Raw genomic sequence first — 19,911 nt, 5'->3', positions numbered from 1 at the left:
CGCTTTACACGATCCGCGTGACCTTGCAGCGATGTGTAAAAGAAGCAAAAAACGCTCATAAGAACAAAAAAGAGGCATATATCGATGGCAAATCGAGAGCTCGTTGCATCTTGGAGAAAGCTGGCTACCGAACGTCTGACGCTTACCGCAGCACTATTGGCCTGTACTAACCAGGCGCTTGCATTCCAGATTGATACTGGAAACCCCGATTTAAGTCTGCGTTGGGATAACACCGTAAAGTACAGCGCCGCCTGGCGTATGCAGGACCGCAGCAGCAAGCTTTCCGAGGGGACGGTCGCACGCAATCAGGATGATGGTGATCGTGCTTTCGGTAAAGGCCTGATCTCCAACCGCCTGGATATCCTCAGCGAACTGGACATTGGTTTGCGCGACTTCGGTGCCCGTGTCAGTGCCGCCGGTTGGTATGACACCGAGTACCAGAAAGACAACGACAACAATAATCCCACCCGCGCCAACGCCCGCTCGGTCGCCTATGACGAGTTCACCGCCGATACACGCCACCTGCATGGCGGGGACTCCGAACTACTCGACGCTTTCGCATATTGGAACGGCGAGCTTGCCGACAGAGCCCTGTCGGTGCGCTTGGGTCGCCATGGCTTGGTGTGGGGCGAGAGTATGTTCTTTGGCGCTAACGGCATTGCTGGCGGCATGGCGCCTGTCGATGTGGTCAAGGCGGTTTCGGTACCCAATACCCAGTTTAAGGAGATCACGCGTCCAGTCAGTCAAATCTCCACGACCTATCAACTTACAGATGATCTTTCGCTCGGCGCCTTCTATCAGTTCGAGTGGGAAGAGACACGCTTACCAGGAGCGGGTAGCTACTTCTCCGTGAGTGACACGATCGGCGAGGGCAATGAACGTTTGATCGTGGGTGATCCGTTTCCAGCATTCCTCGGTGGTAATCCGAACAGCCCAGCAGCGTTTTTCCACGGTAAAGACAAGAAGGCCAGAAGCTCCGGGCAGGGAGGGGTGCAGTTACGCATCACTGACGATACGGTCGAATACGGCGTGTATGCCATCCAATATCACGACAAGTCGCCCAAGCTCTACCTGAAACCCAGTGCCACCCCTGAGTTCAGTACCGGAAAGATCGGCGAGTATTACTGGGTCTACCCGGAAGATATCCGGGCGCTGGGAGCCAGCTTCATCACCACGGTGGGTGAGTACAGCTTCGCGGGTGAAGCCTCCATGCGCTGGAACATGCCACTCGTTTCCAATGGCCAGACGGTCCTTCCTGGCGTGGACGCGGACAATAACGATGACGCCCTTTACGCGGTCGGCCGAACCGCCCATGTCAACCTCAATATGATCGCGTCGTTCGGGCCGAATTTTATTGCCCAAGAGTCTGGACTGGTCGCCGAGGTCGCCTGGAACCGCCTGCTCAAGGTTACCCGGAATCGCAGTGCGCTGGACCCCAATGCGACTGACGACGCGGTTGGCATGAAGCTGGTGTACACCCCTACGTATCGCCAGGTCATGCCTGGCATCGATCTGAGTGTGCCAATTGGTGTCAGCTACTTCCCAATGGGTAAGTCCGCTGTAGTCGGCTCTTTCGGCCCAGACAAAGGCGGGGACTTCAACATTGGCGTGAGTGCCACCTACCTCGACCGCGTCACCCTCGGGCTGACTTACACACACTACTACGGCCCCGAGGATACCAATCTGAACGCGGCCACCCAGTTCAATTACAAGCAGTCGTTGAAAGATCGCGATTTCTTGGCCTTCTCCGTGAAAACCACATTCTGAGGATCGCGCACATGGCTATTCAGTTTGCACTCAAGACGTTTTGCCTGACGCTCGCAGGAGCGATGGCCCTGAGCTTGCAGCCAGTGATCGCTGCTAGCGCCGACGATCTTGGCAAAAGCCTGACCCCGTTTGGCGCTGAAGCATCCGGCAATGCCAATGGCAGTATCCCAGCCTGGACAGGCGGCATGACCACGGTCGATCCCTCCTTCAAACCCGGTGGCAAACGTAGCGATCCATTTGCCTCGGAAAAGCCGCTGTTCAGCATTACCGCGAAGAACATGGCCCAGTACGAAGGCAAGATTAGCGACGGCACCAAGGAGATGCTCAAGCGCTACCCAGACACCTATCGTCTGGATATCTACCCGACGCACCGCACTGCCGCTGCACCGCAGTGGGTGTACGACAACACCGCGAAGAATGCGCGTAACGCCAAGCTGGTCGAGAGCAGTGCGGGCCTTATCCCAGAGGGTGCCTATGGCGGTATTCCGTTCCCGGTACCGAAAAATGGCAGCGAGGCGATGTGGAACCACCTCCTGAACTGGCGTGGTACGCCGCTGGCCATGGATTTCCGGCATTACCTGGTAACTGCCGAGGGTACACCTGTCATGACCACGGACGGCAAGGCCATCCAAGAGATGCCCTACTACTATCAAGAGGGTTCGGCGGACACGTTCGATGGCGATTATTGGTTGTTCCGCTTGACCAACGTGGGTCCAGCTCTGCGTGCGGGCGAGCAAATCATGGGGCGCACTAACCTGAACGGCGACAAGAGTCAGGCGCACGTCTATCTGGCGGGGCAGAGACGTGTGCGTAAGCTGCCCAACGCCTGCTGCGACACGCCGACTCCGGCTACCGCCGGCGTCATGTCCTTCGATGAGTTGAATGTGTTCCAAGGACGCATGGACCGCTTCAATTGGAAGTTGGTCGGCAAGCAGGAAATGTACATCCCCTACAACACTAACAAAGTGCAAACGGCAAACAACCCAGAAGATGTATTGGGCAAGCACCATATGAACCCGGACTACGTGCGCTGGGAGCTGCACCGCGTATGGGTCGTCGAAGCTGACCTTGCCCCTGGCAAGCGCCATCAATTGCCGAAAGGGCGTTACTACCTCGACGAAGACACTTGGCAAGCCATTCTGGGTGATCGCTGGGATGCTAACGGCCGACTGTCCAAGAGTCTCTGGTCGCTACCAGCGGTCATGCCGGACATCCCCGCAGTGGCCCAACTGTCGTCTGGCTTCTACGACCTGACCTCCAACACCTGGTTCATCCAGAACCTCTATGCGGGCAAAGCGCAGCAGTACGCAATCGTCGATCGCTATAAGTCCTCCGAGTTTTCGCCAGCAGCGATGGCTGGCCGAGGCGTGCGCTAGAGCCTGATCGGGAGGGCCCATAAGCCCTCCCTGTTCGATGTAGTTCGAGGTGAATGATGAGCAGATCGAGATGGACAAGTGGCCTTCTTTTGACCCTTACCTTGCCCTTTTCGTTAGCCACCCATGCACAGCCATTGGCTGTAGCTGACGTGTTGCAAAGCCCTGCGATGCAGATATCGAATGCAGCGCATGCCGTTTTCAGCAGTGTCGTGCGTGCAGAGGATCGACTGGTTACCGTCGGCGAGCGTGGGTTGATCCTGCTGTCCGATGACAATGGCCTGACCTGGCGTCAGGCCCGCGTGCCGGTTTCGGTGGGTTTGACGGCAGTGCAGTTCGTTGACGCACGACATGGCTGGGCAGTAGGCCACTGCGGTGTGGTGTTGTTTAGTGAGGATGCTGGTGAAAACTGGCGGGTGCAGCTCGAAGGGCAGCGGGCCGCTGAGCTGGAATTGGTTGCGGCCCAGCAGGCGCTGGGCGTCGCGGCGGATGTCGACGCGGCTCAGGCGCGTGTCGATATGGCGCAGCGGTTGATGGATGAGGGGGCGGACAAGCCGTTCCTCAACCTGCACTTTACCGATCAACAACACGGCCTTGTTGTCGGCGCCTACGGTATGGCGCTGCGTACAGTCGATGGTGGAAGGTCTTGGCAGTCGGTGGCTGGCCAGATCGACAATCCGACAGGCCTGCATCTGTATGCGGTGGCTCAACAAGGCCTTGACTGGTACCTGGCCGGTGAGCAGGGCTTCCTCGCCCACTCCAGCGATGATGGTCAGCACTTTGAGCAACTACCAAGCCCCTATGAGGGCACGTTTTTTACGCTGGTACCGCGACAAGACGGTTCGCTGTTGCTGGGCGGTCTGAAAGGCAATGCTTTCCTCATCCGCAGCGCTGGCAAGCTAATCGAACCACTGGCGGTGACCATGCCGGTGTCCTTCAGCGATGGCACACGCCTTACCGATGGCCGTGTGCTGCTGGCCAACCAAGCCGGCGCCGTGTTCGTCCTCGAGGCTGCCGGCCACCGCTTGCAGCAACTGATACCAGCACAAGGGCGGCCTCTTGCCGGACTGACCCAGGCCGCCGACGGTAGTCTGGTCGCTGCTGGCTTCACCGGTCTGTCTCAGTTGTCTACATCTGCTGCGAAGGTTTCGGAGTGATTTCATGACTTTCAATACGTCTGCCTGCCAGCAAACCTTCGATCCGGGCTCCGGTTCGTTGATCGAGCGAGCCTTGTTCAATCACCGTCATTGGGTGCTGTTGGTTTGCCTGGTGAGCACGCTGCTGCTTGGCTGGCAATCGACCCGCCTCGAACTCAACGCCAGCTTCGAGAAAATGATTCCCACGGGGCACCCCTACATTGTCAACTACCTGGAGAACCAGAAAGAGTTGTCCGGCCTAGGCAACGCGCTGCGTATTGCTGTGGCTAATCAAAAGGGTGATATCTACGACGCCGACTACATGAAGACCCTGCAGGCACTGAGCGATCAGATCTACCTGCTGCCGGGCGTTGACCGCGCGTTCATGAAGTCGTTGTGGACTCCCGCCACACGTTGGGTATCGGTGACCGAAGAGGGCCTTGATGGAGGCCCGGTGATTCCTGACCAGTACGACGGCAGCCCTGCCTCGCTGGCGGAGCTGCGACGCAACGTGCAATTGTCCAACGAGATCGGCCAGTTGGTATCGTTCGATCAACGCTCCAGCATCATCTACGTACCACTGCTGGCGACCAGTGCCGATGGTCAGCCGCTCAATTATGCGCAACTGTCCGCTGAGGTCGAGGAACTGCGCAACCGCTTCCAGAGCGACCGTATTGCCATTCACGTGACTGGCTTTGCCAAAAAAATCGGCGACTTGATTGCCGGGCTGGAGCAGATTCTGCTGTTCTTCGCTGCCGCGATTCTGATTACAACGGTGGTGCTCTACAGCTACACCCGCTGCGTGCGTAGCACCTTGCTGGTGGTCATCTGCTCGCTGGTAGCGGTGGTCTGGCAGCTTGGCCTGCTGCCGTTGTTGGGGTATGAGCTGGATCCGTACTCGGTGCTGGTGCCGTTCCTAGTGTTCGCGATTGGAATGAGCCACGGCGCGCAGAAAATGAACGGAATCATGCAGGATATCGGTCGTGGCATGCATCGTTTGGTGGCCGCCCGTTTCACATTCCGACGTCTGTTCCTGGCCGGTCTTACCGCGCTACTGTGCGATGCCGTGGGCTTCGCGGTGCTGATGATCATCAAGATCCAGGTGATTCAGGATTTGGCCATCATCGCCAGCTTGGGCGTAGCGGTGCTGATCTTCACCAACCTTATCCTGTTGCCCGTGCTGCTTTCCTATGTGGGGGTGAGTGCGAAGGCTGCCCAACTCAGCCTCAAGAGCGAGCGAGCCGAGCAGTGCGGTCAGGCACGGCATCCCTTCTGGCGCTTCCTCGATCTGTTCACCCGTCGTCCTTGGGCTGGTATGTGTGTGGCAGTGAGCCTTGCGTTGGCGGTGCTGGGTTTCATCGTCAGCCTGCACCTGAGCGTTGGGGACCTCGATCCAGGCGCCCCGGAACTGCGTGCCGATTCGCGCTACAACCAGGACGATGCTTTTCTCACCCGTCACTACGGCGCCAGTAGCGACTTGTTCGCGGTGATGATCCATACACCGGCGGGTGCCTGCGCACGCTACGACATCTTGCGCAAGGTCGATCAGCTGGATTGGCAGTTGCGCAGCCTGCAAGGCGTGGATTCGACCAATTCACTGGCGTTGCTCAACCGTCGCATGCTGGTCGGGCTGTCCGAAGGCAGTCCGAAGTGGTACGAGCTGCAAAACAACCAGGCGACGCTGAACATGATTACCGCCAGCGCGCCTCGGGGGCTCTACAACGAGTCGTGCAACCTGCTGACCCTGTATGTCTACCTCACCGACCACAAGGCCGAGACGCTGACTCGCCTGGTCGATCATGTCGAAGCCTTTGCTGCTGCCAACAACACTGAAGAAGTGCAGTTCATGCTCGCCGCTGGCAACGCGGGTATCGAGGCAGCCACCAATATTGTCGTGAAACAGGCCAATCGCGAGATGCTGTTCTGGGTCTACGGTGCGGTGATTCTGCTGTGCCTGATCACCTTCCGTTCCTGGCGCGCAACACTGTGCGCTGTGATTCCGCTGATGCTCACCTCGATTCTTTGCGAGGCGCTGATGGTCTGGCTGGGCATTGGGGTGAAGGTCGCGACGCTGCCGGTCATCGCCCTGGGCGTGGGCATTGGTGTGGACTACGCGCTGTATGTCATGAGCATCATGCTCGGTCATTTGCGCGAGGGGACTAGCCTTTCGCAGGCCTATTACCGTGCGCTGCTCTCCACCGGCAAGGTGGTCATGCTGACCGGCGTCACCCTGGCTATCGGTGTGGGTACCTGGGCGTTCTCTCCCATCAAGTTTCAGGCCGACATGGGCATTCTTCTGGCATTCATGTTCGTCTGGAACATGGTCGGTGCGCTGCTGTTGCTCCCGGCCCTGGCCTATTTCCTTCTACCTGTCGGCAGGCGCAATACCCCGGTGGTCGAGCTTGCGCCCGAGCATCAGGCATACGCCCTACCGACAGAGCCGGTCGAGCCTGCGCCGCGCATTGCCCACGGCTGAACCCTTACCTTCTAAAACAACAATAGGCACCGCCAATGAAACGACTGACCTTGCTGCTCAATGGCCTCCACGAGGGGCTCATCGTCTATGGCGCCGCGTTCTCGGGCCTCCTGCCGGATGAGGTGAGTCATGCGCGCTGATCGCCAGGCGGGGCTCGCACAATCCGCGCTGCTGCTGTTCGGTAGCTGTCTGCCTGTGCTGGGGGCGGTATTGATCGCGCCGATCTTGCCGCGTATGCAGGCGCATTTTGCGGACACGCCGAGCGTAGCGATTCTGACGCCTATCGCGTTGACCATTCCAGCGCTAGTGATCGCATTGCTGGCCCCTTTTGCCGGGGTGATTGCTGACCGTTTAGGGCGAAAACCTCTGCTGCTCGGTTCGCTCATGCTGTACACGCTTTGCGGGCTGTTGCCTTTGTGGCTGGAGTCGTTGCCGGCGATCGTCGCCAGCCGGGCCGGACTTGGCTTGGCGGAGGCCGGCATCATGACCTGCTGTACCGCGCTGATGGGCGATTACTACCAGGGTTCGCGACGTGAACGGCTGTTCGCGTTACAGATGGTTGCCACCTCGCTTTCGGCAGCGGTGTTCATCGCCCTGGGCGGGACCTTGGGGCAGAACGATTGGCGCGTACCGTTCACGCTCTATGCCGCCGGGTTGTTGCTATTGCCGATTATGGCGCGGTGCCTCTGGGAACCACGTCCCTCGGAGGCAAACTCACAACAGGTCGCGCCAGCGAAGTTTCCATGGAATGCGCTGTTGCCGCTCTACGCGTTGACCATCTTGGCCGGTGTCAGCCTGTTCATCGTGCCGGTGCAGGCGGGCTATTTGCTCACCCTCCTGCAAGTGGACTCGCCCCAGCAGATTGGCATGACCATGGGCGCGAACCAGCTTGGGGTTCTGATCGGTGCTCTGCTTTTCCGGCTGCTGACAAGCCTGCGTCGGCAGAACGTGATGCTGCTGGCATTCGCCACTGCCGGGCTAGGCGGCATGCTGATGGCGAAAGCGGATAGTCATGGGTGGGTAATCGTCGCCGTGCTTATCAATGGTCTGGGGGTTGGTCTGATGCTGCCGACCCTGATCACCTGGGTGATGAGCAAGGTCAGCTTTGCCCAGCGTGGTCGCGCGGCTGGTGGCTTTACTGCGGCGCTGTTCGCCGGTGAGTTCATCAGCCCCTTGGTGGTGATTGCCTTCACAGGCGGCCAGCTTACCGCCTTGCCGACGGTGCTTTCCTGGATCGCCATCGCGCAGCTCGTGCTGGCGCTGGTTTGCCTGGTTTTGCACCGCGTATTCCGCGCCTTGGCCGAACCGGCCCCCGCGCTTGCTTGATCCGTTCGAGGTTGTCCATGAAACATCTGCTGAATTCCGCGATGCTCGACCAACTGTTTTTGACGGCTCGCTCGCATAACCGGTGGCAAGATCGCCCGGTGCCTACCGAACTGCTACATCAGCTCTATCAAGTTCTGCGACAGGGGCCGACCAGCAATAACTGTTGCCCTGCGCGTTTTGTTTTTCTGTCCAGCCTCGAGGCCAAGCACAAGCTGTTGCCGGCGCTCAAGGGGCACAACGGCGAGAAAATGCTGCAAGCACCTGTGACGGTCATCGTCGCCTGGGACAGTCGTTTCTTCGAGCACCTTCCCGAGCTGTTTCCGATTTATGACGCCGCTGCGGTTTTTCGTGACGACCCCCAGGCGACCTTTGTAGCGGGGCTTCGAAACAGCAGCTTGCAGGGCGCCTACCTGATGCTTGCCGCCCGGGCGCTGGGCCTGGATTGCGGACCGATGTCCGGCTTCGATGCAGGCCAGGTAGACGCCACCTTCTTCCCGGACGGACGCTGGCGCAGCAATTTCCTTTGCAGTCTGGGGTATGGCGATACAGCGAGCCTGCATCCGGGCGGGCCGCGATTGTCCTTCGAGCAAGCTTGTCAGGTGCTGTAAGTCCACGGTCTTAGGAGTCTTCGCATGCAAACACTTCCTGCATTCCGACGCATCGTTACGGGCCATGACGGCAAAGGCCGCGCGGTAGTCGCCATAGCCGGTGAAACACCGAATAAATTTCCGCTCAAGGCCGTGCCCGGCACGGTGTTTCACGAGGTATGGAACAGCCCCAACAGCCCAGCCCTTATAGACAACTCGGACGATCCCACTGGTAAACCTCTGCAACTCAGTCCGGCAGCCTCAGGCAGTGTCATCCGGGTGGTCGACATCCCGCCGGACAGCCTGCAGAACGAGGTTAGCGCCGAGGACGCTGCCGCTGCGTTCGCCGAGATTGGTCAAGCGCAGGCCGGCACCGGCAAGCCCGATTCGAAGCATAAGCTCATGCACCGCACCGAGACCTTGGACTACGGCATTGTCACCGAAGGCGAGGTCTGGCTGGTGCTCGATGGTGAGGATGTCCACCTCAAGCGCGGTGACATCGTGGTACAGCGCGGCACCAACCATGCGTGGAGTAACCGTACCGAACAGATGGCGCGCATGGTCTTCATTCTGCTCGATGGCCGCTATGCCGATGAATTAAAGGAGTTGGTTGAATGAAATTGGCAACGTTGAACGACGGCAGTCGTGATGGCCGCTTGCTGTTGGTCTCCCGCGACCTGGCGCGTGCTGTGAGTGCTGCCGATCTGGTGCCCACGCTACAGGCTGCCATCGAGCATTGGCAGAACGTCGAGCATGGGTTGCGACGTCGCTATGACGCGCTCAATCGCGGCGAAGCGCAGGACGCATTCGATTTCGATCCAGGCCAAGTGATGGCACCGCTGCCACGCGCCTGGCAATGGCTGGATGGATCGTGCTTTCTCAGCCATAGCGAGCTGATGCAACGCGCGTTCAACCTCGATCCTATCGAGGGGGTAGAGCACACGCCGCTGATGTATCAGGGGGCTGGCGACGACTTCCTCGGCCCGCGTCAGGACATCCCACTACCCAGCGAGGCCCACGGTATCGACTTTGAGGGTGAGTTCGCCGTACTGGTCGACGCGGTACCGATGGGTTGCACGGCTGAACAGGCACGCCAGCACATCAGGCTGTTAGTGCAGGTTAATGACGTCAGTCTGCGCGCACTGGCGCCGCGTGAGATGCGCACCGGCTTTGGCTTCGTCCAGGCCAAGTCGTCGTCAAGCTTTGCTCCCGTGGCGGTGACTCCCGACGAACTGGGTGCGAGCTGGTGCGATGCGCGCGTGCACCTGCCGTTGCAGGTCGAGTGGAACGGTGAGTGGTTTGGGCATCCGCACGGCGGTGCCATGCACTTCGGCTTTGATCAGTTGATTGCCCATGCAGCGCTCACTCGCCGCCTGAGTGCCGGCACGCTGATCGGTTCCGGAACGGTCTCTAACCGTGACCGTAGCGTCGGCTCGGCCTGCATTTCCGAGCGTCGGGCCATCGAGATGATTGAGCACGGTGCGCCCCGCACGGGTTTCATGCGCTTCGGAGATCGCATCCGCATGGAGGCGCGCTGTGCAGACGGCAGCCCGCTGTTCGGCGCCTTGGACCAGTGCGTGGTGCAAGAGGCAACCCTATGCGAGTGATGATCACCGGTGCTAACGGGTTCGTCGGGCGCGAGCTGGTAATGCGTCTGCTGGCCGATGGCGTGCTGCGTGGCCAGCCTGTGGAGGCTGTGCTGCTGCTGGATCGATCTCTGGATGGCTTTCCCGAAGACAAGCGCATCCGCCGCTACTGCGGCAGCGTGACCGATGCCGCCTTGATGCGTCGCGCGCTTGCCGACGGTATCGATGTCGTGTTTCACCTGGTCAGTGTGCCGGGCGGCGCCGCCGAGGCAAATTACGAGCTGGGTTATGAAGTGAACCTGAAAGCCAGCCTGGAATTGCTGCATCAGTTGCGTAATGCGGCCCGTCCGCCACGCATGGTTTACGCCAGCAGCATCGCGGTGTACGGCAGCGATCTCGCGTTGCGTATGGATGAGGCGTCAGCCTGCTTGCCGCAGTTGTCCTACGCCAGTCACAAACTCATCGTAGAAACCCAGCTTGTCGACCTGGCTCGGCGTGGCGAGGTAGATGGGATCGCGCTGCGCTTGCCCGGTATCGTGGCCCGTTCGCGCCAGTCACGTGGGCTCAAGTCCGCCTTCATGAGCGACCTGCTGCAGGCCTTTGCGGCGGGAGAGCCCTACGTGTGTCCAGTGTCAGCGCAGGCCACGGCCTGGTGGATGTCGGTTCGTTGCTGTGTGGACAACTTGATGCACGCCGCTGAGCTGCAAGGCGAACTGGCCAGTCGGGTCGTCCAGTTGCCAGTGCTACAGCTGTCGATCGAGCAAGTGCTCGATGCGCTGTCGACCTGCTTCGGCGAGCAGCAACGCGCTCTGCTCAGCTTCGCTCCGGAGCCAGAGTTGGAGGCCCTGTTTGGCTGTTATCCGCCGCTGCGTACACCCCAGGCCAAGGCTATGGGGTTCCACCACGACGGCTCCGTGGCCGCTCTGCTGCGCAATGCCCTCCATCTACCTGCGACGCCGCGAGCGCGTCGTTTCGTTCCTACTCTTGCAGGAGCTTCATCATGAGCCAGAAGACGCGTCGCCTGGTTGATCTGTCAGTCACACTCGACAACAACCCCTACACTGACCCGCCGCCCTTGCTGCCCAAGATCGACTACATGGATCACCAGCAGGGCTGGCCAGAGATGGCTGCGATGTTCCCTGGCTTGCGCAAGGAGCAAATGCCGGGCGATGAGTCCTGGGCCGCAGAGCGCCTGAACATTACCACTCATAGCGGCACGCACATGGATGCGCCTTGGCATTACGCGTCGACCACAGATGGCGGCCAGCCCGCATTCGGTATCGATGAGCTGCCGCTGGAGTGGTGCTTGCAGCCAGGTGTCAAACTGGATTTCCGCCATCTTCCTGATGGTCATGTGGTGAGCGCAGCCCAAGTGGAGGCGGAGCTGGCGCGCATCGGGCATGATCTTCAACCGTTGGACATCGTGCTGGTCAACACGCGTGCTGGCAGCCTATTTGGTCAGCCGGGCTACTTGGACGCTGGTGTTGGCATGGGCCGCGAGGCCACCCTGTATCTGCTGGAGCGCGGGGTGCGTGTGGTCGGGACCGATGCCTGGAGCTGGGACGCCCCGTTTAAATACACGCGTCAGCGTTTCGAAGAAACCGGTGATGCCTCGCTGATCTGGGAGGGGCACAAGGCTGGGCGAGATATCGGCTACGGGCAGATGGAAAAACTCGCCAACTTGCAGAGTTTGCCGGCCAACGGTTTCCAGGTTTCCTGTTTCCCTTACAAGATCAGGCATGCCTCGGCGGGCTTCGTGCGCGCTGTGGCTATCTTTGAAGAATAAAAAGGAGTTTCTGTGCGCCTTTCTGCCTTGCTTACCGTCGCGATTTGCCTGGCAAGTGCCAGCGTCGTGGCCGCCGAACGTCCCAATATTCTGCTGATCGTCGCAGACGATCTCGGTTACTCCGATCTGGGGGCATTTGGTGGCGAGATCAAAACGCCTAATCTTGATCGGCTGGCCGCCAATGGCCTGCAACTGACCAGCATGTATGCGGCGCCGACCTGCTCCCCGACCCGAGCCATGCTGATGTCCGGAACGGACAACCATTTAGCAGGTCTGGGCACCATGGCCGAGGCTATCCAGCCGTTCCAGCGAGGCAAGCCGGGCTACGAGGGCTACCTCAACCAACAGGCACACTCCATCGCCGAGCTGCTGCGTGATGGTGGTTACCGCACCAGCATGGTGGGCAAATGGCACTTGGGCCTGCAGCCCGAACAAGGGCCAGATCGACGTGGCTTCGAGCAGTCGTTCACGTTGCTAGAGGGCGGTGGCGTGCACTTTAAACCCACTCCTGGATCCACAGCGAAGATTGAGCAGATTACCTATCGCGAGAACGGCCAGCCGGTGGAACTGCCGGAGGATTTCTATTCCACCGATTTCTATACCGATAAGCTGATCGACTACCTCAAGACTGGTGAGGGCAGCGACAAGCCATTCTTTGCTTATGCCGCCTATACCTCACCGCATTGGCCCCTGCAGGCGCCTGAGGCCTACCTCGACAAATACCGTGGTCGCTATGACGGCGGCTACGACGAAGTGCGGTTGGCGCGTGTAGAGCGGATGAAAGAGAAGGGGTTGTTGCCTGCTGATTTCCAGGCTGCGGCGCCTCTGCCAGTGACCCCGCTATTACCTGGTTGGCAGCAGCTGAGTACGCAGCAGCGGCAGGTCGAGGCACGCAAGATGGAGATCTACGCTGCCATGGTGGACAACCTTGATCACAACATCGGACGGTTGCTCGACTACCTGCGTAAGAGCGGACAGCTGGACAATACCTTGATCGTCTTCATGTCTGACAACGGCGCCGCTGGGGAGCGCCATGAGCTGTTCTATCCGGCCGGCCCAGATACAGACAATAGCCTGGAAAACCTGGGGCGGCGCGGTTCGCAGATCGACTATGGTCTACGTTGGGCCGAGGTCAGCGCTGCACCGTTGCGCCTTTTCAAGGGCACTACCGCCGAGGGCGGCATCAGCGTTCCGGCCATCGTTCAGCTTCCCGTCAGCCTGCGGCGTCAAGGTTTGGAGCGCAGCGTGGCACGCGTTGATGACCTGGCGCCGACCTTCCTCGCTCTGGCGGCGTTGCCGGATCCAGGCGATACCTATCGAGGCCAGGCCAAGCATCCCATCACGGGCCGCTCGATGCTTCCGATGCTACAGGGCAAAGCCCGTGATGAAGGGGTCATGGCGGGCGAACTGTTCGGTAGCCGCTACTACCGCGAAGGTAACATGAAGTTGCTGGGTCTGGTCCCGTGGGCGAAGCCGGGGGAAGCTCCGCAGCCTCTACGTTGGCAACTGTTCGATCTCGCGCGTGATCGTGGCGAGCAGCACGATCTGTCGGATAGTCAGCCGCAGACCACGGAGCGTCTCAAACAGGCCTGGCAGGCCTATGCACGCCAGGTTGGCGTGGTCACGCCACCGCAAGCCGCCAAGCCATGAAGCGCTGGTTGGTCAGCAGTTTTATCCTGGCGGGCGTTTTATGGGCGGTGGCCGCCTTATGGCCACGTCCCGTGCCGACGTTGGGTAGTCGTACCGCCTGCGAGGCTTATGACGGCTTGCCCAACGGCTGGGGAAGCGATCCACTGGCCGGCATGGTCCGTGTTAGTGGGGGGCGTTTCACGCCCGGCAACGAAGCGGGATACCCGGATGAACGTCCCTTGGGAGCGGTGGATGTAGGAAACTTCTGGATTGATCGCAGCGAGGTGACACGCGCCCAGTTCGGTGCCTTCGTGGCCGCCACCGGCTACGTCACCGAGGCCGAACGCGCGGGCGTAGGCGCCGTGTTCAGGCCGTCACAGGAGGGGGCCCAAGATACCACCCCACTTAACTGGTGGAAGCTGGTCAAAGGGGCTGACTGGCGCCATCCCGATGGCCCTGATGCTCCCCCTGCCGCCCTTGATGGGCGGCCTGTCACCTTGGTGACTTTGGCGGACGCCCAGGCCTATGCAAACTGGCGCGGCAATCAGTTGCCCAGTGAGGCTGAATGGGAGTACGCCGCGCGTGCAGGTTCCGCCTCGCAACGGTTGGGCGAGCTACCGTTAGATGCCCATGGTAAGCCGGCTGCCAACTATTGGCAGGGCATATTTCCGCTGATGGACATGGGTGAAGACGGTTACACCGGCTTGGCCCCGGTCGGTTGTTTTGCCCCTAACGCCTTTGGTCTGTTCGACATGATTGGCAACGTTTGGGAGTGGACCACCGATACGCAGTGGGGGCCTTTGATGAGTCATGCCAATGGCGATCCCGGCCAGTTGCGGGCAATCACAGGTCGATCAGCTTCCCGGATCATCAAAGGTGGTTCTTATCTGTGCGCGGACAACTACTGTGCACGCTATCGCACGGCGGCACGGGAACGCCAGGAAGCTGATTTAGCGACCTCGCATGTAGGTTTTCGCACCATTCGCCCTATCGTTCCCTAGGGATAACCGCCGTGGAGTGAAAACAATGTGTGCTCGTCGATAACCAAGCTAACAGCGGCAGTTTTAGTTCCAGATCCACTATTGGCGTGAGCCACGGTATGGGATCTGGACGAACAAATCTATCTGATATGAATCGCGGCCACTGGACTGTGCGCTAACTGATGCTGCGTGGAGCCGATTGGGTTTCTATGGGCATGGGCCGTACGTCTGAGCGTACATAGGAGTTGGAAATGCGTTTGATGACATTCTTTTGTAGTGCCTTGTTGTTGCTGAGTCACGGTTTTGCGAGCGCCGATGAACAGCAGCGCGCCCGGCAACTGCTCCAGCGCGCGGTGGAATACTACCGCGTTCAGGGCGATGTCGCCTTTGCAGCATTCAGCCGCCAGGGAGAGTTCATCGACGACGAGCATTATGTGTTCGTCGTCGACACCACCGGCACCCTGTTGGCAAGCGGCGGTACGTCGGCGACCTGGATTGGTCGGGATGTAACCGAGGCATTTGAGCCCGAGGTGCGCGACGGATTTCGCCAGGCGCTATCTGGTGCGGAAGGGCAAGTGTTGTCTGCAGAATACCGCTGGATGAATGCGCAGGACGGCAGGGTCGAACGCAAGCGGGTGTTCTTCGAACGAGTCGGTGATCGCGTACTCGCCGTTGGAATGTACCTGCCGCGCGCAACAGCAGATCAAGCCAAGGCGTTTCTGAACCGAGCGGTAGAAGCCATTGAGCGTGAGCCCGAAGCCAGCCTGCGGGCCATCAATAGCCTGTCTGCGCGTTTCAATGAGGACGACCTGTACCTGTTCATCATCGACCTGCGCAATGGTCGTTACCTGGCCCACGGCTACAACCGTCGGCTGCTGGGCGTCGAGTTCGCAACGGTCAAGGATCCAGACGGCAAACCAGTCGGCGCGCCCATCCTTGAAATGATGAAGAGCCGGTCTGAAGGGGGGTACGGTTACCGCTGGCGTAACCCCGTGACGGGCAAGGTTGAAGACAAATATGCGCTGCTGCGCAAAACTGGCCATCTGCTCGTGGCGACGGGGTATTACCTGAGGGCCGAATAAGCGAAACCCGCTGTGGATCTAAGCGTGGCAAGGCTGCAACAGCGGGTTGCTGAGGTTGTGCTCGTTGCTGAAACCTCGGATCGGAGTGAGCGCTGTAGATGAATTGGGCGAACTATGTTGTGAGCCCTTTAGTTATCGTTGCGCAGAATGGGTTGAACTATTTTTTCATTAAATCCGCAAGAGCAGCGAACGGATTATGAGTTGCCTTAGCGGTAGTGGGGGTCTTTAAAGAATCGTCGGAAAAGTACTGCTGATCGGTATAGCGCGAGTGCTCGTTATCGTGGCAGTACAGGCACAGCAACTCCCAGTTGGAGCCATCCTGCGGGTTGTTGTCGTGGTTGTGGTCGCGGTGGTGCACGGTCAGTTCGCTCAGGCGCTTGCCGGAGAACTCGCGGGCGCAGCGGCCGCAGACGTGCGGGTACATCTTCAGCGCTTTGTCGCGATAGCCCATTTCCTTGTCGCGCTTGGCGTCGGCAAGGATGCGGTCGAGGCGGGCGGTGGCGGCGGAGGTGGAGCTCATGGGGATACCTTTGTTCTGGTCAGGCCGGTAATAACCTTGAGTCTAGCGCGCCAGTGGCCTGGGCGGACAGGCAAAAACCGCAGGATCGGCATAGCCTGTAGAGACACACACGACAGGAGGCTGCCATGCTGCCCGCGATGCTCGCCACGCTGCTGCTCGCCGCCGTGCCGATTGCCCAGGCAGGTGGCCAGCAGGCCGGGCCGTTGACCCAGGTTCCCGGCGCGCCCGGCACGCCGACGCCTAGCCCGTACCCGCAAATCACCCCCAGCACGCCCCCCAAGGCCGGCGACAGCCAAGCCGGCGCTCCGTTATTGCCGCCCATGCCCTTGCCGGCACCGCCGAAGGATCAGCCATTGCCAGGCTTGCAGCCCGAGGTGCAAACACCGTCGCCAAAAGCCGACTAGGCCAGGCGCTGGCCATCGTGCATGCGCAGGCGTTTGGACAGCGTCACGGCCAGCACCCGGATGATCCGTGCGCCGATACGGGGCGCTTCGTTGAGCATCTTGTCCAGCGAGTCCTTGCCCAACGTCAGCAGTTGGCAGGGCGTCGCCGCCACGCAGGTAGCCGAGCGGCGTTCGCCGTCGAGCACGGCCATTTCACCGAAGGTACGGCCTTTGCGCAGGTTGGCGATTTCCACCTGCGCGCCGTGGCTGTCGGTCTTGCGTACCGAGACCACGCCATGCTGCAAGATGCACATGAAGGTTCCGGCGTCGCCTTCGTGGAAGATGGTCTGGCCTTGCTCGATACTGGCAAGGCTGAAGTACCCTGCGGCGGTGGCGAAGTCACCGGGCTGGAGGCTGTCGAACAGGCCGCAATCCATGAGCATGTCGCGAATTTCGGCGTTCAGGTGCAGTTCGTCGGGCATCTGTTGTTCTTCTTTGATGTCAGGTGGGCGCCGCTGCCACACGCTCCGGCACCTCACTTCAGGGTGAGCAAACCCTATGACAATGAAAAACGCTTTTTACACCACCCCCAGCTCATTGAGCACGAACGCATATTCCAGCGCCACGTCACGCAGCCCTTGATAGCGGCCGCTCATGCCGCCGTGGCCGGCGCCCATCTCGGTCTTGAGCAAAAGCAGGTGGTCGTCGGTCTTCAGGGTACGTAGTCGCGCCACCCATTTGGCCGCTTCCCAGTACTGCACCCGGCTGTCGTTGTAGCCGGCGACCACCAGCATGGCCGGGTAGGCCTGGGCGCTGACGTTCTCGTACGGTGCATAGCCCTTGATCCGGGCGTACACCTCCGGCACTTCAGGGTTGCCCCATTCGTCGTACTCGGTGACGGTCAACGGCAGGTCGGGGTCGAGCATGGTGTTGAGCACGTCGACGAACGGTACTTCAGCGATGGCGCAGCGGAACAGTTCCGGGCGCAGGTTGAGCACCGCGCCAATCAACAGGCCCCCGGCACTGCCGCCGCTGATGGCCAGGCGTTCGCGGGTGGTAATGCCTTCGCTGAGCAGGTGCTCGGCGCAAGCGATGAAGTCGTCGAAACTGTTGTGCTTGTGTGCCTGCTTGCCGGCCCGATACCAGGCTTCGCCCAGCTCGCCACCGCCGCGCACGTGGGCGACGGCGAAGGCCACGCCGCGCTCCAGCAGGCTCAGGCGGGCGTGGGAGAACCACGGGTCGAGGCTTTCGCCGTAGGCACCGTAGCCGTAGAGGTACAGCGCCGTGGTGCGGCCCAGATCGGCGCGGCGGCGCACCAGGCTGATCGGCACGCGGGTGCCGTCCTTGGCCACCGCCCACAGCCGCTCGCTGACATAGTCGTCGGCATCGAACGTGCCCAGCACCGGGGTCTGCTTGAGCACCTGCTGGGCGCCCGTGGCCAGTTCCAGCTGACGCACCTGGGCTGGGCGATTGAGTGCCTCGTAGCGCAGGCGGATGCGGTCGCTGGCGAACTCCAGGCTGTCCTGAACGTAAAGGCTGTAGGCCGCATCGGGCAACTCGACGCGGTAGGCCGCCAACCCCTGCGGATGCACCTCGATGATCGGCAAACCGCCCTCACGCAGGCTCAGCGACAGCGCTGCGGCGTTCAGACTGAGGCCTTCGAGCATCACGTCGTCGCGGTGCGCCACCAGCACCTGCCACTGCTCACGGCTCGGCACCTGATCGGCCGGGGCGTGGTAAAGGGCGAAGTTGATCCCCTGCTGGTTGCTGCGAATGAACCAGCGCCACTGACCGTCGAGCAGGCCGTGGTCGGGGAAGTATTCATGGCCTTCGACCCGCGCTGCCAGGCAGGTGAAGGCCGCCTGTGGGGTAGCGGCGTCGAGCACCCAGGCTTCGCTGGTGGTCTTGCTGTTGAGCAGCAGCACCAGCTGAAGCTCGGAGCTGGCGCGGTAACAGTGCAGGAAGAAGCGCCCGTCGGGCTCTTCGAACACGCACTCGGCGCCTGCCGTGCCAAGCGTATGGCGGCGCAGGCGCCAGGGGCGGTGGGTGTCGTCCAGCTCGGCGAAGAACAGCGTCTGGCTGTCGTTGGCCCAGGTCATGCTGCCATCGCAGTTGTCGAAGGGCAGGGTGGTCAGGGCTGCGCTGGCCAAGTCCTTGACGTACAGGGTGTAGACCTCGTCGCCGCTGGTATCGAGGCTGTAGGCCAGCAGGCAGTGGTCGGGGCTGACGCTGAAGGCGCCCAGGGACAGGAAACCGCCGTCCGCCAGGGCGTTGGGGTCCAACAGCAGTTCTTCGCGGCTCTCATCGACGCGGTTGCTGTCGTCTGCCGGACGTGGGCAACGGTAGTGGCGCGGGTACTCGTCGCCTGCGGTGGTGCGGGTGTAGTACAGGTACGGGCCCCAGGGCGATGGAAGCGACAGGTCGGTTTCGAGGATGCGGCCCTTGATCTCTTCGAACAGCTGTTCGCGCAGCGGCGCCTGCTCGGCCAGGCAGGCCTCCTGATAGGCGTTTTCTTGTTGCAGGTAGTCGAGGACTTCGGGGGTGTCGCGTTGTTGCAGCCAGGCGTAGGGATCGGTGGCTTGTTCCTTGCGGGCGACGGGAGGCTTGATCTGCATGCTGGATCTCTTGATTAGGGTCGCCTGTGCCGGCCTCTTCGCGGGTAAGCCCGTGAATAGGCCGGCGCGGTCCTGAATAGGATGGGGGCGCCTGCGCCAGTAAAAGTGTTTATCATAGGCGCCTCTTTGCCTGGCTTGCACGAACACCATGACCGAACACGACTATCTGCTGGCCTGGGGCCTATACGCCGTTGCCGCCCTGGGTTGCCTGCTGGTGGCTTTCAAGTTCACCGGCTGGATGTGGCGCTGGCTGCGCGAGCCATTGCGGGTGATCGTCGCCGTGTTGCTGTTGAGCCCGACCGTGGTCGATCCGGTCAAGGACAGCTTCGCTCCGGCCATTGCCATCAGCACCCTGGATCTCGCGTTCAAGGTCGGCAACAACGCCTGGCGCGCCGCTTCCGACCTTGCCATGTACGGCATGATCGCTTTCGCCTTGTACTTCGTCTTCGTGCTGATCCGCTGGCCGCTGGAAAGGCGCGCCAGGGAGCGCCGCGCGCAGCGCGAGGCCGCTGCCCAGCGTCAGAAGCAGGAGGATGACCAGATGATGGCCGAGACCTCGCTGGCCGCTGAGCGTAACGACCGCTACCGCGATGAGCCGCCACCTGCCGCCGTGCGCCGCGCAGGCCCGGACCAAGGCCGCGTCGAGCCACGCCTGTAAACGGAGC

Annotated in this window: 18 protein-coding genes; 15 read left to right on the top strand and 3 right to left on the bottom strand. The window is 60.8% G+C overall.

The window, feature by feature from the left end; all coding sequences use genetic code 11:
- Positions 1-84 precede the first annotated feature (84 nt).
- From ACNFIC_RS04570 to ACNFIC_RS04510, 13 genes are all read left to right on the top strand, one after another.
- Entirely contained in the window at positions 85-1,767 is a 1,683-nt protein-coding gene (locus ACNFIC_RS04570) for a DUF1302 domain-containing protein (RefSeq protein WP_138218372.1), read from the top strand.
- 11 nt (positions 1,768-1,778) lie between these two features.
- Entirely contained in the window at positions 1,779-3,143 is a 1,365-nt protein-coding gene (locus ACNFIC_RS04565) for a DUF1329 domain-containing protein (protein WP_138218371.1), read from the top strand.
- A gap of 56 nt (positions 3,144-3,199) precedes the next feature.
- On the top strand, positions 3,200-4,297 hold the full coding sequence (locus ACNFIC_RS04560; RefSeq protein WP_138218370.1) for a YCF48-related protein: 1,098 nt from the start codon (positions 3,200-3,202) through the stop codon (positions 4,295-4,297).
- Between the two features lie 4 nt (positions 4,298-4,301).
- Entirely contained in the window at positions 4,302-6,752 is a 2,451-nt protein-coding gene (locus tag ACNFIC_RS04555; RefSeq protein WP_138218369.1) for an efflux RND transporter permease subunit, read from the top strand.
- Between the two features lie 129 nt (positions 6,753-6,881).
- Positions 6,882-8,078, top strand: a complete 1,197-nt coding sequence (locus tag ACNFIC_RS04550; protein WP_138218368.1) for an MFS transporter — start codon at positions 6,882-6,884, stop codon at positions 8,076-8,078.
- Positions 8,079-8,095: 17 nt separating this feature from the next.
- Positions 8,096-8,686 (top strand): malonic semialdehyde reductase, encoded by a 591-nt coding sequence (locus ACNFIC_RS04545; RefSeq protein WP_138218367.1) that lies wholly within the window; start codon positions 8,096-8,098, stop codon positions 8,684-8,686.
- 24 nt (positions 8,687-8,710) lie between these two features.
- Positions 8,711-9,283, top strand: coding sequence for a cupin domain-containing protein (locus ACNFIC_RS04540; protein WP_138218366.1), 573 nt, complete (start codon positions 8,711-8,713; stop codon positions 9,281-9,283).
- Entirely contained in the window at positions 9,280-10,272 is a 993-nt protein-coding gene (locus ACNFIC_RS04535; RefSeq protein ID WP_138218365.1) for a fumarylacetoacetate hydrolase family protein, read from the top strand. Before ACNFIC_RS04540 ends, ACNFIC_RS04535 begins: the two co-directional genes overlap by 4 nt.
- On the top strand, positions 10,263-11,255 hold the full coding sequence (locus ACNFIC_RS04530) for an NAD-dependent epimerase/dehydratase family protein (RefSeq protein WP_416780109.1): 993 nt from the start codon (positions 10,263-10,265) through the stop codon (positions 11,253-11,255). The genes ACNFIC_RS04535 and ACNFIC_RS04530 overlap by 10 nt, the downstream gene beginning before the upstream one ends.
- Entirely contained in the window at positions 11,252-12,037 is a 786-nt protein-coding gene (locus ACNFIC_RS04525; RefSeq protein WP_416780108.1) for a cyclase family protein, read from the top strand. The genes ACNFIC_RS04530 and ACNFIC_RS04525 overlap by 4 nt, the downstream gene beginning before the upstream one ends.
- Positions 12,038-12,049: 12 nt before the next feature.
- Positions 12,050-13,687, top strand: coding sequence for an arylsulfatase (locus ACNFIC_RS04520; RefSeq protein WP_416780106.1), 1,638 nt, complete (start codon positions 12,050-12,052; stop codon positions 13,685-13,687).
- Positions 13,684-14,667 carry a formylglycine-generating enzyme family protein gene (locus ACNFIC_RS04515; RefSeq protein ID WP_138218361.1) on the top strand — a complete coding sequence of 328 codons (984 nt, stop codon included), beginning with the start codon at positions 13,684-13,686 and terminating at the stop codon, positions 14,665-14,667. Before ACNFIC_RS04520 ends, ACNFIC_RS04515 begins: the two co-directional genes overlap by 4 nt.
- A 230-nt stretch (positions 14,668-14,897) precedes the next feature.
- Positions 14,898-15,728 carry a cache domain-containing protein gene (locus tag ACNFIC_RS04510; RefSeq protein ID WP_138218360.1) on the top strand — a complete coding sequence of 277 codons (831 nt, stop codon included), beginning with the start codon at positions 14,898-14,900 and terminating at the stop codon, positions 15,726-15,728.
- Positions 15,729-15,885: 157 nt separating this feature from the next.
- Here ACNFIC_RS04510 and ACNFIC_RS04505 read toward each other — a convergent pair whose 3' ends face one another.
- Complete coding sequence (locus tag ACNFIC_RS04505) at positions 15,886-16,248, bottom strand: YajD family HNH nuclease (RefSeq protein ID WP_416780103.1); 363 nt, start codon at positions 16,246-16,248, stop codon at positions 15,886-15,888.
- A gap of 125 nt (positions 16,249-16,373) precedes the next feature.
- Between ACNFIC_RS04505 and ACNFIC_RS04500 the strand changes: the two genes are divergently transcribed.
- On the top strand, positions 16,374-16,652 hold the full coding sequence (locus ACNFIC_RS04500; RefSeq protein WP_416780101.1) for a hypothetical protein: 279 nt from the start codon (positions 16,374-16,376) through the stop codon (positions 16,650-16,652).
- Here the strand turns inward: ACNFIC_RS04500 and ACNFIC_RS04495 are convergent.
- Together ACNFIC_RS04495 and ACNFIC_RS04490 are read right to left on the bottom strand one after the other, a co-directional pair.
- Positions 16,649-17,113: a cyclic nucleotide-binding domain-containing protein gene (locus ACNFIC_RS04495; RefSeq protein WP_138218357.1), complete on the bottom strand. Its 465-nt coding sequence runs from the start codon at positions 17,111-17,113 to the stop codon at positions 16,649-16,651. The two genes, ACNFIC_RS04500 and ACNFIC_RS04495, sit on opposite strands and share 4 nt — an antisense overlap.
- Before the next feature lie 96 nt (positions 17,114-17,209).
- Positions 17,210-19,246, bottom strand: a complete 2,037-nt coding sequence (locus ACNFIC_RS04490) for a S9 family peptidase (protein WP_416780099.1) — start codon at positions 19,244-19,246, stop codon at positions 17,210-17,212.
- Between the two features lie 148 nt (positions 19,247-19,394).
- On the opposite strand from ACNFIC_RS04490, the gene ACNFIC_RS04485 reads away from it, so the two are divergent.
- Positions 19,395-19,904: an MFS transporter gene (locus ACNFIC_RS04485; RefSeq protein WP_416780097.1), complete on the top strand. Its 510-nt coding sequence runs from the start codon at positions 19,395-19,397 to the stop codon at positions 19,902-19,904.
- The last annotated feature ends 7 nt before the right edge of the window (positions 19,905-19,911 follow it).

The sequence above is a fragment of the Pseudomonas sp. NY15463 genome (genome assembly GCF_048068415.1).
In the GTDB taxonomy this organism is placed as follows: Bacteria; Pseudomonadota; Gammaproteobacteria; order Pseudomonadales; family Pseudomonadaceae; genus Aquipseudomonas; species Aquipseudomonas mosselii_C.
Note: the sequence above shows the minus strand (reverse complement) of the source record. Positions and strands in the feature narration are given on the sequence as shown.

Excerpts from the sequence above, each read along its gene's own strand:
- ACNFIC_RS04570 (WP_138218372.1), top strand. The coding sequence starts at position 85 with ATGGCAAATCGAGAGCTCGTTGCATCTTGGAGAAAGCTGGCTACCGAA.
- ACNFIC_RS04565 (WP_138218371.1), top strand. The coding sequence starts at position 1,779 with ATGGCTATTCAGTTTGCACTCAAGACGTTTTGCCTGACGCTCGCAGGA.
- ACNFIC_RS04560 (WP_138218370.1), top strand. The coding sequence starts at position 3,200 with ATGAGCAGATCGAGATGGACAAGTGGCCTTCTTTTGACCCTTACCTTG.
- ACNFIC_RS04555 (WP_138218369.1), top strand. The coding sequence starts at position 4,302 with ATGACTTTCAATACGTCTGCCTGCCAGCAAACCTTCGATCCGGGCTCC.
- ACNFIC_RS04550 (WP_138218368.1), top strand. The coding sequence starts at position 6,882 with ATGCGCGCTGATCGCCAGGCGGGGCTCGCACAATCCGCGCTGCTGCTG.
- ACNFIC_RS04545 (WP_138218367.1), top strand. The coding sequence starts at position 8,096 with ATGAAACATCTGCTGAATTCCGCGATGCTCGACCAACTGTTTTTGACG.
- ACNFIC_RS04540 (WP_138218366.1), top strand. The coding sequence starts at position 8,711 with ATGCAAACACTTCCTGCATTCCGACGCATCGTTACGGGCCATGACGGC.
- ACNFIC_RS04535 (WP_138218365.1), top strand. The coding sequence starts at position 9,280 with ATGAAATTGGCAACGTTGAACGACGGCAGTCGTGATGGCCGCTTGCTG.
- ACNFIC_RS04530 (WP_416780109.1), top strand. The coding sequence starts at position 10,263 with ATGCGAGTGATGATCACCGGTGCTAACGGGTTCGTCGGGCGCGAGCTG.
- ACNFIC_RS04525 (WP_416780108.1), top strand. The coding sequence starts at position 11,252 with ATGAGCCAGAAGACGCGTCGCCTGGTTGATCTGTCAGTCACACTCGAC.
- ACNFIC_RS04515 (WP_138218361.1), top strand. The coding sequence starts at position 13,684 with ATGAAGCGCTGGTTGGTCAGCAGTTTTATCCTGGCGGGCGTTTTATGG.
- ACNFIC_RS04510 (WP_138218360.1), top strand. The coding sequence starts at position 14,898 with ATGCGTTTGATGACATTCTTTTGTAGTGCCTTGTTGTTGCTGAGTCAC.
- ACNFIC_RS04505 (WP_416780103.1), bottom strand. The coding sequence starts at position 16,248 with ATGAGCTCCACCTCCGCCGCCACCGCCCGCCTCGACCGCATCCTTGCC.
- ACNFIC_RS04500 (WP_416780101.1), top strand. The coding sequence starts at position 16,374 with ATGCTGCCCGCGATGCTCGCCACGCTGCTGCTCGCCGCCGTGCCGATT.
- ACNFIC_RS04495 (WP_138218357.1), bottom strand. The coding sequence starts at position 17,113 with ATGCCCGACGAACTGCACCTGAACGCCGAAATTCGCGACATGCTCATG.
- ACNFIC_RS04490 (WP_416780099.1), bottom strand. The coding sequence starts at position 19,246 with ATGCAGATCAAGCCTCCCGTCGCCCGCAAGGAACAAGCCACCGATCCC.
- ACNFIC_RS04485 (WP_416780097.1), top strand. The coding sequence starts at position 19,395 with ATGACCGAACACGACTATCTGCTGGCCTGGGGCCTATACGCCGTTGCC.